14 protein-coding genes and 1 pseudogene are annotated in these 15035 nt (G+C 28.1%); 10 read left to right on the top strand and 5 right to left on the bottom strand.

The features are described from left to right. Window positions 1–353: 353 nt before the first annotated feature. The 5 genes and pseudogenes from AC1B00_RS07360 to AC1B00_RS07340 form a co-directional block, all read right to left on the bottom strand. Window positions 354–1217, bottom strand: coding sequence for a hypothetical protein (locus tag AC1B00_RS07360; RefSeq protein WP_488849025.1), 864 nt, complete (start codon window positions 1215–1217; stop codon window positions 354–356). Window positions 1218–1368: 151 nt separating this feature from the next. Further along, a complete protein-coding gene (locus tag AC1B00_RS07355) occupies window positions 1369–1833 on the bottom strand; it encodes a hypothetical protein (RefSeq protein WP_488849024.1) in 465 nt (154 codons plus the stop codon). An 82-nt stretch (window positions 1834–1915) separates the two neighbouring features. After that, window positions 1916–2692 (bottom strand): tetratricopeptide repeat protein, encoded by a 777-nt coding sequence (locus AC1B00_RS07350; RefSeq protein ID WP_239816979.1) that lies wholly within the window; start codon window positions 2690–2692, stop codon window positions 1916–1918. Beyond that, the gene (locus AC1B00_RS07345; protein WP_488849027.1) at window positions 2689–3414 is read right to left on the bottom strand and encodes a methyl-accepting chemotaxis protein; all 726 of its coding nucleotides are present in this window, start codon (window positions 3412–3414) and stop codon (window positions 2689–2691) included. The genes AC1B00_RS07350 and AC1B00_RS07345 overlap by 4 nt, the downstream gene beginning before the upstream one ends. A 180-nt stretch (window positions 3415–3594) precedes the next feature. Further along, window positions 3595–4260 (bottom strand): annotated as a pseudogene (locus tag AC1B00_RS07340) (cache domain-containing protein); the annotation flags it as partial. Window positions 4261–4529: 269 nt separating this feature from the next. Here AC1B00_RS07340 and AC1B00_RS07335 point away from each other — a divergent pair. The 10 genes from AC1B00_RS07335 to AC1B00_RS07290 are packed head-to-tail and all read left to right on the top strand — an operon-like array spanning window position 4530 to window position 14779. Beyond that, window positions 4530–6233: an acetolactate synthase large subunit gene (locus AC1B00_RS07335; protein WP_488849022.1), complete on the top strand. Its 1704-nt coding sequence runs from the start codon at window positions 4530–4532 to the stop codon at window positions 6231–6233. Beyond that, the gene (gene ilvN, locus AC1B00_RS07330) at window positions 6230–6691 is read left to right on the top strand and encodes an acetolactate synthase small subunit (protein ID WP_239816976.1); all 462 of its coding nucleotides are present in this window, start codon (window positions 6230–6232) and stop codon (window positions 6689–6691) included. Before AC1B00_RS07335 ends, ilvN begins: the two co-directional genes overlap by 4 nt. Before the next feature lies 1 nt (window position 6692). Then, on the top strand, window positions 6693–7634 hold the full coding sequence (lpxD, locus tag AC1B00_RS07325) for a UDP-3-O-(3-hydroxymyristoyl)glucosamine N-acyltransferase (protein WP_488849021.1): 942 nt from the start codon (window positions 6693–6695) through the stop codon (window positions 7632–7634). Further along, complete coding sequence (locus tag AC1B00_RS07320; protein ID WP_488849019.1) at window positions 7624–7845, top strand: hypothetical protein; 222 nt, start codon at window positions 7624–7626, stop codon at window positions 7843–7845. The genes lpxD and AC1B00_RS07320 overlap by 11 nt, the downstream gene beginning before the upstream one ends. Before the next feature lie 2 nt (window positions 7846–7847). Beyond that, the gene (locus AC1B00_RS07315) at window positions 7848–9023 is read left to right on the top strand and encodes an FtsW/RodA/SpoVE family cell cycle protein (protein WP_488849018.1); all 1176 of its coding nucleotides are present in this window, start codon (window positions 7848–7850) and stop codon (window positions 9021–9023) included. Continuing rightward, a complete protein-coding gene (locus tag AC1B00_RS07310) occupies window positions 9023–10003 on the top strand; it encodes a UDP-N-acetylglucosamine--N-acetylmuramyl-(pentapeptide) pyrophosphoryl-undecaprenol N-acetylglucosamine transferase (protein WP_336611688.1) in 981 nt (326 codons plus the stop codon). The genes AC1B00_RS07315 and AC1B00_RS07310 overlap by 1 nt, the downstream gene beginning before the upstream one ends. A 1-nt stretch (window position 10004) precedes the next feature. Next, complete coding sequence (locus tag AC1B00_RS07305; protein ID WP_488849017.1) at window positions 10005–11342, top strand: MBOAT family O-acyltransferase; 1338 nt, start codon at window positions 10005–10007, stop codon at window positions 11340–11342. Next, a complete protein-coding gene (locus tag AC1B00_RS07300; protein WP_488849016.1) occupies window positions 11342–12274 on the top strand; it encodes a DUF459 domain-containing protein in 933 nt (310 codons plus the stop codon). The genes AC1B00_RS07305 and AC1B00_RS07300 overlap by 1 nt, the downstream gene beginning before the upstream one ends. Continuing rightward, window positions 12271–13413: a GDSL-type esterase/lipase family protein gene (locus AC1B00_RS07295; protein WP_488849015.1), complete on the top strand. Its 1143-nt coding sequence runs from the start codon at window positions 12271–12273 to the stop codon at window positions 13411–13413. Before AC1B00_RS07300 ends, AC1B00_RS07295 begins: the two co-directional genes overlap by 4 nt. A gap of 1 nt (window position 13414) precedes the next feature. After that, complete coding sequence (locus tag AC1B00_RS07290) at window positions 13415–14779, top strand: uracil-xanthine permease family protein (protein WP_336611692.1); 1365 nt, start codon at window positions 13415–13417, stop codon at window positions 14777–14779. The last annotated feature ends 256 nt before the right edge of the window (window positions 14780–15035 follow it).

Below are 15035 nucleotides of genomic sequence, written 5' to 3'. Positions count from 1 at the left end.
TAGGAATTACTAAAAAATATTTAGATTTTATAGAAGAAAAAGCATTAATTAAAAAGCTAATTTCTAAACTTTTTAAGCATATTCTTGCAAGTGTTAAAAATAAACTTTAAATACTTTTATGCTTTTTTATTCTTAATCTTCACTTGCTTAGGGTAGGTTATGTTTAGGGTGTTTGTTTGATATTTCAAATTCTTTTTATTTTTCTTTATTTTTAGTGTATGTAAAATTTAAAAATATTGATTTAAAACAAAAGAATTTAAAATAGGAAATTGATTCATAATATTGCTAAAACATAGATTAAAGCTTAATTTTAAATGTTTTGTATTAAAGCACTTATTGAGAATAAAAATAATTTATTTAGTAGTTAGGCTTTTCTTATTTAAAATCTTTTCAATTTTCTTTTGTTGTTTTTCTATATATTTTTCACCTAATGGTTGTACTTCTTCTTCTCTAAATTCCATTTCAAATCCATCTTTACTCATTGCAGAATACTTTTGTCTAAACTCTGTGTATAAAAAATAAACTGATAAATCATCAACAAAAGGCAATGAAACTAGCTTGGTTTTAGTTTGATATATTGTGTAAGTTTTTAAGTTTTTGCCATTTAAGAAAAATAGTATTAAATAACTTGATAAAATATCTAATATTACAAAAAACATAATTATAGGAAAGAAAATTATTCTAGCTATAGGGTAGTCTAATCTATAATTTAAACTTTGATTTTCTGTTTCTTTAGTGTTATAAGCGTCTTTATTGAATATATATGAATAAGCTAAAGCAGGTCGCTTTGTTTGTAATCTAAAAACTATATCGCTTTTATTTATTGTTGCGGTTACTTTTTTGTAACTTTTTGCTATATTAAAAAACAATGTTGTTTCGTCTACTGCATATGTTTCAAAATATATCTTTTCTTTATCTACACTAATGTAAAAATCATTATTTTTAACAAATCTAAGTCTTTTTATTTGTCTAAGTTTTAAAAAGAATGCAACGAAAAAAATACCATCAATAATGCCACTCCAACCTTTTTGAATTCTTCGTATGTCAGTCATTGTTTTTTCGGGTTTACTATTTAATTCATTGATAATATCTATTGCAAAATAACATAAAATAAGTGTAAGAAAAATTGAAAAAATCTCATTAAATAACCTAATAAGCTCTAAGCTATATAAATAATCATTTTTTATTTTATAATCTTTTAAATTATCTATATTCAAATTTTTCCTTTAGTTTAAATAAATATTAATATAGCAAATAAACAATAAAAATAATTTAAAATAAAGCGTAAGAGTAAGTTAAGAATTACGAAATAGGAATTAGACTGATTTTAATTTGTTTTATTGCTAAAAATAGCTGTGATTACAACTATTATTTTTTAGATTTTATATAAAAATAAATTAAAATCGTAGATATTAAAGCCATAGCAAGAGTTAAAGTGCTATTTTGAATATCTCCTAATTTTAAAAAGCAAAATTTAAAAAAGGCATTTAAAATACTAAATAAGGTAAAATGAAATAAAAAGCCTAAATCTTTCTCGCTTTTATAAAAATTAATAATATTTTTACAATAGATTTTAGTCGCAGATATACTAACATAACTCCATATCATAAGCAACAAAAAACCAAGCAAAAGACCACGAGCATAAGCATCATCGTCATCTATAAAAAACCATGGCAATAAATATCTCAAAGGTATTAAAGTAAGTATAAAAGTATCCATATATAACATTAAAAAAGACCAAGAAATTACATATAATAAAACAAGAAATATTAAAACTTTAAAGCAAGTTGCAATAAAAACTTTTATTAATTTATTATATATCCATTCTAACATGCTAAATCCATATAATTTTCTTAATCTTTAGATAAAAGCATTTGTTTTATTAAGTTTTAAGCTAAGAATAATATTTCTTAGCTTATTTTAAGATATTGTAGTTTTCACAAGCTATGTTATTGCCTAAATCACAAGCTTTTTTGTAATATAACTTAGCCATATTTTTGTCTTTTTCGTGAAATAAAACGCCTAAATTATTGCACGCATAAGCGTCTTTATTATCACAAGCTTGTCCCCAAAGAATAGCAACTTTATCATAATCTTTTAGCTCATAATATACATTTCCTAGATTATAACAAGCATTATAATCCTTTGCCGAGCAAGCAATTGAAAGATATTTGATAGCTAGATTATTATTCTTTTCATTAGCATACAAACTTCCTAAACCATAGCAAGCTTGCATGATGTTTTCATCACAAGCTTTTTTCCAAAATATTTTTGCATTATCTAAATCTTGGTTATTTTTATAAAACACACCTAGATTATAACAAGCATCTTTATAATTATTTTCACAAGCTTTGGTTAAAGGCTCTTTTGCTTGATTAAAATCACTAGCGTAAATCCCAGCATAAAAACAAGCTTCATAATTGCCGTTTTCACAAGCTTTATTGTAATATTTATTAGCGTTTAGCTTATCATTATTTTTGCTATAAATAACACCTAAATTATAACAAGCATTGCTAATATCACCATCGCAAGCCTTTATAAAATACTTAGTCGCTGAATCTAAATCATTTTGATTAAATAAAGCTACGCCTTGATTATAACAAGCTGCAGCGATTTTGCTTTCTTCACAATCGCTTAAATAATCAGCACCTAAAATTAAACCAAAACTCATTACTAATAATAATTTCTTCATGTTCTAAACTCTTGTAATTTCTTATTAAGCTCTTCAGTCATCTCGCTTAAATGACTTGCAGCCCCCGCGATTTCTTCAACGCTTCTTGCGTTTTCATTCGTAATTATATTCATATTGTTTAAATTATTTAAGATTTTTTCCATATCTTCGCTTGTATTTATATAATCATGAACCGTTTGTTCGCTTTGATTTATTGCATTTGTTACACTTTCTTTCATTGTATACATGTGTTCTTTTGTAACATTTGCGATATTACTTAAATCTTGCATTTGATTTGAGTTTATATTCATTTGTTCGCTTGTATCTTTAATACCTTGAACGATAACATTTATAGTAGCATTTACTTCGCTTAAGCTTCTTTGGGTTCGCTCAGCTAATTTTCTTACCTCATCAGCAACTACTGCAAATCCACGACCTGATTCTCCCGCACGAGCTGCTTCAATAGCAGCATTTAGTGCTAATAGATTTGTTTGGTCTGCTATTTCATTGATTATTTCAAGCACTGATTTTACATTATCAGCATCTACGCTAAGTCTTTCTATTTTCATAGCAAGTTCGCTTTCAATGCTTGCACTATTTATTATTTTACTACTTAGAGTATCTATTTCTTTGTTTGAGTTTTCTATCATTAATAAAGCATTATCTAATGAAGTAGTAGCATCTTTAGCTTTTTGAACGCCAATATTTAAAGCGTTTTTAGTATTTTGACCTTTATTTGCTATTTCGCTTACTATTAGGCTTCCTTCTTCAGCTCTTTTACCTGTTTGTAAGCTTGTATTTCCTAATTCACTAGCAATTGAAGCATTTTCGGTAGAAATTGTTTTAGCCTGTGCTATTAAAATCCTAATTTTTTCTAAAAATTCATTAATAGCTTTTGAAGCGTGAGCTATTTCATCATTTCCTTTTACAACTAGTTTATTTGTTAAATCGCCATCTCCACTACTTAATTCAACTGCTTTATTCTCTAATACTTTTAAAGGTTTTGATATAAATGTATTTGTAAAAATATAAGCAATTATCATTAAAACAATAAAGCTAATTAAACTAATAAACATAAACTTTATAAAATCATCAAATTGAGCATCGCTTAATTCTTTAGCATTTTTATCTAAAAAGCTATAAACATTATCTAAATCAACAGCTGTGCTAAAAATATAACCACTCTTTTTATCTTGTAAAGAATATGCTAAAAATTTTTTAGTGCTTCCATTTTGGTATCTAAACTCATATTCACTAAAGCCCCCGCCGCTTTTACCTGCGTTTATAATATCTCTTATGAAAGCTTTATTATTTGCATCTACTGAGTTTATTTTGTTTTCACCTATCCAGTCGCTTAAAACGTGATAAATCACCATTCCATCATCTTGAAAAACTAAAAAACCTTTAGAATTATTATCATATCTTACTCTATCTAATTGATTTTGTAATAATTCTTTAAATCTATCTAACTTATTTTGTCTTTCTAAATCATCGTAAGTATTTCCTGCATATTGACTAATGCTTTCTACTAGAGTTTTTACTTGTTCTTTTCTAAGATAAATGCTTTCGTTTTCTATTTCGCTTAGCATTTTAGCTTCTAATTTGTCAAACATTTTGCTTGAGTTTATGCTTAAGGATAGAGCTAGTAAAAACAAAGAGCAAAAGACTAATAAACTTATTTTAAATGAAATTTTCATTTGTAACCTTTCAAAAAATTTTTGTTAATAATAATTTTTTTATATAAATTTTTTATTAATTAAATTTTATTTTTTTATATTTTTTGTTCTTTTTAATTCGTATTAATTATTAAATAAGCAAAATTTGATTAAATCCTAGGAAAAAACTTAATGGAGGTCGTATGATTACAGGTGCAAAGATGATTTGTGAAGCTTTAAGGCTTGAAGGTGTTGAAGTAGTATTTGGTTATCCTGGTGGAGCTGCTCTTAATATTTATGATGAGCTTTATAAGCAAGATGATTTTAAGCATGTATTAGTTCGCCACGAACAAGCTGCTGCACATGCTGCTGATGGCTATGCAAGAGCTAGTGGTAAGGTTGGTGTTGCGATAGTTACAAGTGGTCCTGGATTTACAAATACTCTAACAGGTATCGCAACAGCTTATGCTGATAGTATTCCTATGGTTTTAATCTCAGCTCAAGTTGCAAATTCGCTAATAGGAACAGATGCTTTCCAAGAAATTGATGCAGTTGGAATGAGTAGGCCTTGTGTAAAGCATTCTTATTTAGTAAAAACTATTGAAGAATTACCAAGAGTTTTAAAAGAAGCATTTTATATAGCAAGAAGTGGTCGCCCAGGTCCTGTTCATGTAGATATTCCAAAGGATATTACAGCAATTAAGGGTAAGTTTTCTTATCCAAGTGAAGTAAATATGAAAACTTATAAGCCAACTTATAAAGGCAATCCAAGACAAATAAAACGCCTAGTACTTGCACTAAGTGAAGCTAAAAAGCCGCTTTTATACATAGGTGGTGGCTGTATTAGTTCAAATGCTAGTGAAGTTATTCGTGAATTTGTTAAAAAGACTAAAATACCTGTAGTTTGCACTCTAATGGGTTTAGGTGTATTAGAACACGATAATCCATACAACCTTAGAATGGCAGGAATGCACGGAAGTTATAGAGCTAATATGGCTATGAGTGAATGTGATTTACTGATTTCATTAGGTGCTAGATTTGATGATAGAATTACGGGTAAGACTAGTGAGTTTGCAAAATTAGCAAAAATAGCTCATATTGATATCGACCCAACTTCAATTTCTAAGATAATTAAAGCTGATTTTCCTATCGTTGGAGATGTTGCTAATGTTTTAAGTGAGCTTTTAGCTGAGATTAAAGATATGGAATTTGATTTAGGAAATTGGCATGGTATTTTAGATAGACACGAAGCCTTATATCCGTCATTTAGTTATGAAGATAGCGATGAAGTGTTAAAACCACAATGGGTTATAAATGAATGTGCAAAAATTAGCCCAAATGCAAATGTAATCACAGATGTAGGACAGCATCAAATGTGGGTGGCTCAGTTTTTTAAATTTAATGAACCAAGAAGATTAAGCACAAGTGGTGGATTAGGAACTATGGGTTATTCAATTCCTGCTGCTTTAGGTGTTGCATTTGCAAAAAATAATGAAGTTGTGCTTAATTTCGCAGGTGATGGCTCGTTTTTGATGAATGTTCAAGAGCTAATGACACTTACAGCAGAGCGTAAAAAAGTAATTAATATTATTTTAAATAACGCTTATTTAGGAATGGTTCGCCAGTGGCAAACTAGATTTTATAATGAAAGATATTCAGAAACAAATCTTGAAGATGTTCAGCCTGATTATGAAATGCTAGCAAAAAGTTTTGGTTGTGATAGCTTTAGAGTAAAAACTAAAGATGAGTTTATAAAGGCTTACAATGAATGTTTAAAAAGCCCTAGACCTTGTGTAATTGATGTTATAATTTCAAGATTTGAAGATGTATTGCCAATGGTTCCAGCAGGTGCTGCGATTTATAATATGATATTACCACAAAAATTAATAGCAAAGGATAGCAAATGAAAAGAGCTTTAAGTGTAATAGTAGAAAACCAACACGGAGTTTTAAGTAGAGTTGTAGGGCTGTTTTCAGGTAGGGGTTATAATATAGATAGCTTAACCGTTGCACCAATTGCTGGGACTGAGTTTTCTAGAATTAGTATAATTACTAGCGGAGATGAAGCAGTATTTGAGCAAATCACTAAACAACTTCATAAATTAATTAGCACTTATAAAGTGTTTGAAAATTGCGAATTTGTTGAGCGTGAATGTGCTTTGGTTAAAATTAGTATAGATCAAAATTTAGCTGGACTTGATAGTTTATTAAAAGGTTATAATGGCACAATAGCACATTCAAATGATGAATACATAACGCTTTGCGTAAATGATACAGGAGATAGGATTGATAATTTCTTAAAAACTATCAAAAAATATAATCCTAAAGATTGTGCTAGAAGTGGCGTTGTTTTAATGGAAAGTTAAGATGAAGAATTTAAAAGAATTATGTGAAATTATAGGAATAAAAACAGAATTTGAAATAGGAATTAAGGCTCTTAATTCCTTAGAAGATGCTAAAGAAAATGAGCTTAGTTTTTGTGTAAAAGATAATGATGCTTTAAGAACTACAAAAGCAGCAGCTGTTTTAATTGATGAAAAACTAGCTAAATTTTTGCCTAGCGATGTTATTGCAGTAGTTTGCGATGATCCAAAATATGCTTTTGCACTTCTTAGCAAGGTCTTTGCAAAAGATTTAATAAGAGCTGGCAAAGATGCTGTTATAGGCGAAAATACAACTATTATGCCAAATGTTTATATAGGAAAAGACACCAGCATAGGAAATAATTGCACTATTATGGCAGGTGCATATATTGGTGATGGAGTTTGTATTAAAGATAATGTAATAATATATCCAAATGTTACAATTTATAACGACTCTATTATAGGAAATCATTGCATAATTCACGCAGGAAGTGTTATTGGAAGCGATGGTTTTGGATATGCAAGTAATGCTAAGGGACATTTTAAGATTTATCATAATGGTTATGTAGAATTGCAAGATTTTGTTGAGATTGGCTCTTGCGTTTGTATTGATAGGGCTGTATTTTCAAAAACTCTTATTAAAGCAGGAACTAAAATTGATAATTTAGTTCAAATAGGGCATAATTGCATTTTAGGTCAAGGTTGCTTAGTGGTTTCTCAAACAGGATTAGCAGGTTCAAGTGAGCTTGGAAATGCTGTTGTAATGGGAGGTCAGAGTGCTACAAGCGGTCATTTAAAAATAGGTGATCGTGCGATTATTGCTGCTAGGGGCGGAGTTAGTAAAGACTTAGCAGGTGGCAAAGTTTATGGTGGTTTTCCTATAATGGAGCAAAGAGAATGGTTAAAAATGCAAGCAAAATTAAAAAGGATGAATAATGAAGGCTGAGTTAATTAGCTCAATTTTACTTAAAGGCACTCAAAGTGGTAAAATCTCATTAGCAAATATTAAAAATCCTTACGGAGAAGGCAGTAATGATGTATTAAGCATAGCAATATGCTTAAAAGAAAACGAGCCAGATTGGAAAATCCATGTGCCTTATGAAAATTTAGACGAATTAATAATAGCTTTACAATCAATTAGCGATAAAAGGCAATAAAATTGATTAAAACCCATTTGAGAATTTTTGAAATTGTGCTAATTCTTATGATGATTAGTATTGTTTTTGTATTTTCAATGGGATTTTTTACTTATGTAGGACAAAAATCTCCTTATGGATTTTTGTTTTCTCAAACATTGTTTGCAGTAATAGGCGTTTTGATTATTGTAGTTTTTCAACTCATAAAAGAAGAATATTGTTATAAAATCTTATATGCAATTTTTATAATTAGTTTAATCGCTTGTATGATTATGCCTTATTTACCAGCTTCTTTGGTTGTTGAGACTAAGGGGGCTAGAAGATGGATTAGGTTTCTTGGTTTTTCTATTGCACCACTAGAGTTTTTAAAAATCTCAGCTTTTTCTATATTAGCTCTTACATATTCAAGAAAAATTGATGCAATTAAAAGAACTTTTAAACAAGATTTGTTTTTATTATTGCCAACTCTTTGTGCTTATTGTTTGATTTTTGGTTATGTTTATGTTACTCAAAATGATTTAGGTCAGTGTGTTGTGGTTGCTGCTAGTATGTTTGTTATGGCTTTAGCTGCCGGAATTAGCTTTAAGCATATTTTTTATTTATTCATAGCTGCTATTGCTTGTGGGGTATCTTTAATAGCTCTACATCCTAGAAGACTTGAAAGAGGGCTTGAGTGGTGGGGAAGTATTCAAGATTTTATCTTGCCTATGTTTCCTGAAGGCATTCAAGAAAGTTTAAGAATAGCACACGCAAGTGAGCCTTATCAAATCTCGCATAGCTTAAACGCAATTACTCACGGAGATATTTTAGGGCAAGGTTTTGGGCTAGGCGTGTTTAAATTAGGGTTTTTAAGTGAAGTTCATACGGATTTTATTCTCTCAGGTATTGCAGAAGAAATAGGCTTTTTTGGATTTTTTGTAGTTATTTTATTGTTTAGTTTTTTAGTAGCTTCTATTTTAAAACTATCAACTTATATGAAAACTAAAAGAGATTATTTGTTTTGCATAGGATATGGTTCTTGTATGTTTTTTACATTCTTAATGAATGTAGGTGGAATTATTTCATTAATTCCTTTAAAAGGAATTGCAGTGCCATTTCTTAGCTATGGTGGAAGCTCAATGTTAGCTAACTCCATTGCGATAGGAATTTTATTAAGCATTTTTAAACATTCTCAAGAAAATTATGTAGGAAGTATGTAATGATAGCAATCACTGGCGGTGGAACGGGCGGTCATTTAGCAGTAGCTAAGGCAGTTTCAAAAGAATTAGATGAGTTTATTTATATAGGTAGCACTAAAGGACAAGATACTTTATGGTTTAGTGGAGAAAATTGTTATTTTTTAAAAAGTAGTGGTTTTGTAAATCAAGGAATATTAGGCAAAATCAAGGTGATTTTTTCTTTAATTGCTTTAGTTTACGAGTGTTTAAAAATATTTAAAAAGCATAAAATTACTTGTGTTTTAAGTGTCGGTGGGTATTCTAGTGTGCCTGCTAGTCTTGCTGCTATTATTTCATTTCGTAAATTAATAATCCATGAGCAAAACTCAAAAATGGGTCTAGCAAATCGCCTTACAAAGCCTTTTGCTACAAGGTTTTTTTCAGCTTATGAAAAAGAGCTTTGCCCTTATCCTGTGCAAGAGAAATTCTTTAATATTAAAAGAAAAAGAAATGAAATAAAAACAATCTTAATTATAGGTGGCTCTCAAGGTGCTAGATTTTTAAATGAATTTGCACTTAGCCTATATCCTAAATTATTAGAAAATAATATTAAATTAATTCATCAATGTGGTGCTAAAGAATTAGAAAAATATGAAAGAGAATACGAAAAATTTGAAATAAAGCCAACCTTAATAGGCTTTTCAAATGAAATTGAAAAATATATGCAAGAAGCTGATTTTGCTATTAGTAGGGCGGGGGCAAGTGCTAGTTTTGAGCTTATAAATGCAGCTATTCCAACTCTTTTTGTGCCATACAAATATGCTTATAAAAATCATCAATATTTTAATGCTTTGTATTTGGTAAATCAAGAGCTAGCTTTTATGTGTGAAGAAAAGAATTTGAATTCGGAATTAGCATTAGATCTAATCTTAAATGAAGGTTTAAAATACGCTGATAATTTATATAATTTCAAAAACATAAATGGAGCAAAATTTTTAGCAGATATTTTAAAGGAATATTGATTTGAGCTTTTTTTCAATAGAGTTTTTGATATTAATTTTTATATTTTTTATATTATTTAATAAACTTGATATAAAAAAACAAAATTTATTATTACTAGGATTTAATGCCTTAGTGCTTTATTTATTTAATCCTTATTGCTTGTTGGTTGTTTTTGTTTTTAGTATATTTATACATTTTTTAGCTTTAAGTGTTTATGTTAGAAATACTAAAAATATTACTTTTTTAGCATTAGCTTTAATTGTTTTAAACCTTTGTGTTTTTAAATATTATTCTAGTATAAAAGATAGTTTTGATTATATGTTAAGTCTTTTAAATATTCAAATTACTGATTTAATCTTTCCTTTAGGGCTTAGTTTTTATACATTCAATACAATTACTTATATAGTGTGGGTTTATAAAGAAAAAAGAGAGCCTGTTAGCTTTGCGTTTTTATTTACTTATCTTAGTTTCTTTGCTACTTTTGTGAGTGGTCCTATTTTTAGGTTTGCTAATTTTAAAGAGCAGTTTTTAAGATTAAAACGCTTTAAACATAAGGATTTAATAATAGCTAATTTATTGCTTGCACTTAGCAAAGTATTTTTGATACTTCCTTTTGTAGATAAGTATTTTTATGCTTTTTTAGATGAGTTAAATACTCTTAGCTTTTTAGGTTTATTAAATTGTTTTTATTTGTATTCGCTTAAATTATATTTAGATTTTAGTGCTTATGTTAATTTAGTTAGTGCATTTGCTTTTATGATAGGATTTAAATTACCAAGGAATTTTAATAATCCTTTTAAAGCTAGAAATATCCAAGATTTTTGGAAAAGATGGCATATTAGCTTATCAAATTTTATTCGTGATTATATTTATATTCCATTAGGTGGAAATAGGGTAAATAGAACAAGCTTAAATATAATAATCGCTTTTGTAATTTCTGGTATTTGGCACGGAAATACTTATAATTTTGCTTTATGGGGTTTAGCTCATGCTTTAGGGCTTATTTTTATTTCTTTATTTTCTTATAAATTCAATAAATTTTTAGCCTCATTTATTACTTTTACTTATGTTAGCATTGTGTGGAGCTTTTTTTATTTTGCTGATTTTTCGCAAGTTAAGGAATATTTTTTAAGCTTTTTAGTCTTTAATGGTATAAATAATAAAGAATTATTAGTATTTTTAACTATATTTGTTTTATTTATAATTAATTTTTATTCTAAAAACCATTTAGCTATATTTACTAATTTTTTAAGGCGTTTGAATATTTTTATAAAAATTATTTTTATTAATTTAGTTTTATTAGTTGTGTTTATGTATATGCCAAGTGGGATTCCAAATTTTATTTATGCAGGATTTTGATGAGAGAGTTTGTTTTTATAATTATAAGTTCTAGTTTGATTTTTATAGCTTTATTTAACGATTCGCTAAAAGAATACTACGAACAAACCTATCATAAAAGCATAGAATTTGAATCAGGAATTACAAAAAAGCTAAGCGAATTTAAAAACTTTTTAGAATATGAAGTATTTTTTGTAAAAGAAAAAGAAGAAATTAAAGAAATAGTAAAAGAAACAAAACCAACAAAAGATGAAATCAGTAAAAAAGCAAAAAATAAAATCTTGCTTAAATGCTATTTGCCATATAAATTAAATGAAAATACATTAGCAAAAGCAAAAACTTTAAGTCTTAGCAAAGAAAACGGAGTGATTTTATTAGGCGATAGCTTAATGCAAGGCGTTGGAGTTGCGATTTGTAATAATCTAAAAAAGCACAATATAAAATGTGAAAATCTTGCAAAGCAAAGCACAGGCTTACTTAGAAAAAAATACTACGATTATGCAAAGGTTTTAAAAAATTCTTTGAATAATTCTAAGATTAAAAATATAGTAATTTTAGTAGGTGTTAATGATTTGTGGGATGTTAATGAAAATAATAAGCTTTTAGTTTTTGGCAAAAGCGAGTGGAAAGCCTTTTATGCTAAAAGAATTGATGAATTAGTAAAAATCGCTAGAGAAAATGATGCGAATATTTTTTGGTATGAATTACCTGTGGTAAAAAATGATGAACAAAACGAAAAGATAAAAATCTTAAATGAAGTATTTTATGAATTAGCTAAACAAAACAATTATCAATTTATAAAATTAAGCTCATTATTAACCGAGCATTTTGATTTTTATATAAAGATAGAAGGCAAAAGCAAAAGGATAAGGTCAAACGATGGCATACATTTCACACCACTTGGGTATGATTTGATTTCACAAGATTTTTTTAAAGCAGTTGAAATAAAATGAGAATTTTAAGTATTTTTATAGCTTTATTTTTATTTTCATCTTGTAGCTCTCCGTTTTTAAATAGCATAATTTATAAAAAGCAAGAAGTAAAAACTCCACAAAAATCAAGTAAAACACATCAAGAAAGCTTGATAGTAAAAGATGCTAAAGTAAATACAAATATTATAAAAATTACAAAAGAAGAAAAAAAGCAAGATATAAAAAAAGAAGTAAAACAAGAAATTAAAAAACAAATTCCTATTAAAAATATAAAACTACCTTATAAAAAAATAGCCTTTGTAGGTGATTCACACTTCGCAAGTGATTATATAAGCGCTTATTTTAGAAATGCTTTAGGTATTCATTCTTTAGGATTTATTCCTGCGATTTTACCTAAATGGCATAATCAATATTTAGCAAAATATAATAATTCAGGCTTTAAAGTAGAGTATTTAATAAATACAAAAGATAATTTAAGTTTTAGTGGAATTAATGCAAATTGCTTAGATAATTGCGAGATAAATATAGATTTAGGCTTTATGGCTAATGATATTGAATATTTGGAATTTAAATCAGGAATTTGGAATTTTAAAAACTATAAAAAGAATACAAATAAGATTAATTTTAAGCTAAGTTCATCAAAAATAGGGGGATTTTTAAGCAATAATTCTTCTTATATTGATAATCTTGGAATTAATGGTGCTAGTATTTTTAATTATTTAAGAATTGATGATGAATTAGCGTTTAAAGTCGCTAAGAAATTAGATTATGATTTGGTTGTTTTTTCTTTTGGGACTAATGAAAGTGTTTTAAATAAGATAAATCAAGAAATGTTTTTAAATAATTACAAAAAAATCATCAATATTTTCAAATCAACAAATACAAAAATAATTCTTCTAATCCCGCCAGAACCTACATTGTATGTGAATAAAAACTATGTAAAAGGAGAAAATAATGAGCTAGTAAGAACTCTTATTAAAAAAGTGGCAAAGGAAAATGGTGCTTATATTTTTAATATAGATGAGCTTATGCAAAAAGAAGGGGGTAAAGCTGCTTGGATAGCTAATAAAAAATCATTAAAAAATACACATCTTAGCAAGTTGGGTTACGATTATGTAGCCTTAAAATTATTAGAATTTTTAAAGATTACAAAGGATTAAAATGAAAGATGAATTAATTTATCATTTAAATGATAAACCGCCATTATCTCGTGCAATTTTAGCTGCTCTTGTTCATTTACTAGCTATGTTTGTAGCTGTTATTACTCCATCACTTATAATTGGAAAAGGCTTAGGATTAAGTCCTGAGAATGCAACTAGAATAGTGTCTATGTCATTGTTTGCAAGTGGGGTTGCAGGATTTATTCAAATGATGACTTTAAGAATAGGTAAGTTTCAAATAGGCTCAGGCTTACTTAGCGTTCAAGGAACTAGCTTTAACTTTGTTAGTGCGATTATTGCAGGGGGATTAATATTAAGAAAGCAAGATTTAAGTGATGCAGAGATTTTAGCAGCAATTTTTGGAACATTAATGCTATGTAGCATTACTGAAATGCTTGTATCAATTAGCTTAAAATATGTAAAAAGAATAATTTCAAATCTAGTTTGTGGAATCGTTGTAACTATAATAGGACTTACTCTAATTAGCGCTGGTCTTGTTAGTGCAGGGGGTGGCTTTTCAAGTATGAATAAAGACTTAGCACCTAATTTACAATTTGCAAGTCTTGAAAACCTTGCTTTAAGTGGAGTTGTATTGCTATCTATTGTGATATTTAACTCTTTTAAAAAGCCTATTTTTAGAGTAGGAGCATTGTTCTTTTCTATAATAATAGGATTAATTTTAGCTATATTTTTAAATAGATTTGATTTAAGCAATCTTCACACATCAAGTTTATTTATAGTTCCTGAACCTTTATATTATGGTCTTAGTATTGAGCTTAGCTTAATTTTGCCTTTTGCAATCATTTTTATAGTTACTTCGCTTGAAACCATTGGAGATATTAGTGCTACAAGTGAGCTAAGTCGTGAGCCTATGAGCGGAGAACTTTATGAAAGAAGGCTAAGGGGCGGTGTTTTTGCTAATGGGTTTAACTCTTTAGTATCGGCATTTTTTAATACATTTCCAAATTCATGCTTTGGGCAAAATAATGCAGTAATCGCACTTAGTGGGGTTGCAAGCCGTTATGTTGGCTATATTGTTTGTATTATGCTTATGATTTGTGGTGTTTTTCCTATTGTTGCGGAGTTTGCTTTAAGAATACCTGAGCCAGTAATTGGTGGTGCGATTTTAGTAATGTTTGGAACAATTGCAGCAACAGGAATTAAGATAATTTCAAGAGAAGAATTAAATAAGCGTTCTGTAATGATACTTTCAATCTCACTTGCTCTAGGTTTAGGAGTTAGCACTCAGCCACTTATTTTAGAGCATTTGCCTGATTTTTTAAAAAATCTTTTTGGCTCAGCCGTTGCAACTGCTGGATTTAGTGCGATTTTGCTTGAAATCTTACTACCAAAAGAAGAAAAATAAACTTTTTATAGGAATTAAAATAATTTTAATTCCTATTTCAAATTCTTTTTTATTTTATAAAAAGCTAAATTTATTTTTTAGTGCAAAAGCCTAATAATTTTGTTTTAGAAGTCTTATCAAGGCATTTGAAAAGTCTTTTATGGATAATTTCATTTCCATCATCTCGTCCGTTCCACATATTTTCTCCTTTTAAAAAATTAGTTTAAAATTTTTTAAATTAAGATTTGTGTAAAATTCATAATAAATTTATTTAATG

The sequence above is a fragment of the Campylobacter sp. DY7 genome (assembly GCF_057802535.1).
This window is presented reverse-complemented; position numbering and strand designations above follow the sequence as displayed.

Coding starts and splice junctions, on each gene's coding strand:
- AC1B00_RS07355 (WP_488849024.1), bottom strand. CDS start 1,833: ATGTTAGAATGGATATATAATAAATTAATAAAAGTTTTTATTGCAACT.
- AC1B00_RS07350 (WP_239816979.1), bottom strand. CDS start 2,692: ATGAAGAAATTATTATTAGTAATGAGTTTTGGTTTAATTTTAGGTGCT.
- AC1B00_RS07335 (WP_488849022.1), top strand. CDS start 4,530: ATGATTACAGGTGCAAAGATGATTTGTGAAGCTTTAAGGCTTGAAGGT.
- ilvN (WP_239816976.1), top strand. CDS start 6,230: ATGAAAAGAGCTTTAAGTGTAATAGTAGAAAACCAACACGGAGTTTTA.
- lpxD (WP_488849021.1), top strand. CDS start 6,693: ATGAAGAATTTAAAAGAATTATGTGAAATTATAGGAATAAAAACAGAA.
- AC1B00_RS07320 (WP_488849019.1), top strand. CDS start 7,624: ATGAAGGCTGAGTTAATTAGCTCAATTTTACTTAAAGGCACTCAAAGT.
- AC1B00_RS07310 (WP_336611688.1), top strand. CDS start 9,023: ATGATAGCAATCACTGGCGGTGGAACGGGCGGTCATTTAGCAGTAGCT.
- AC1B00_RS07300 (WP_488849016.1), top strand. CDS start 11,342: ATGAGAGAGTTTGTTTTTATAATTATAAGTTCTAGTTTGATTTTTATA.
- AC1B00_RS07295 (WP_488849015.1), top strand. CDS start 12,271: ATGAGAATTTTAAGTATTTTTATAGCTTTATTTTTATTTTCATCTTGT.
- AC1B00_RS07290 (WP_336611692.1), top strand. CDS start 13,415: ATGAAAGATGAATTAATTTATCATTTAAATGATAAACCGCCATTATCT.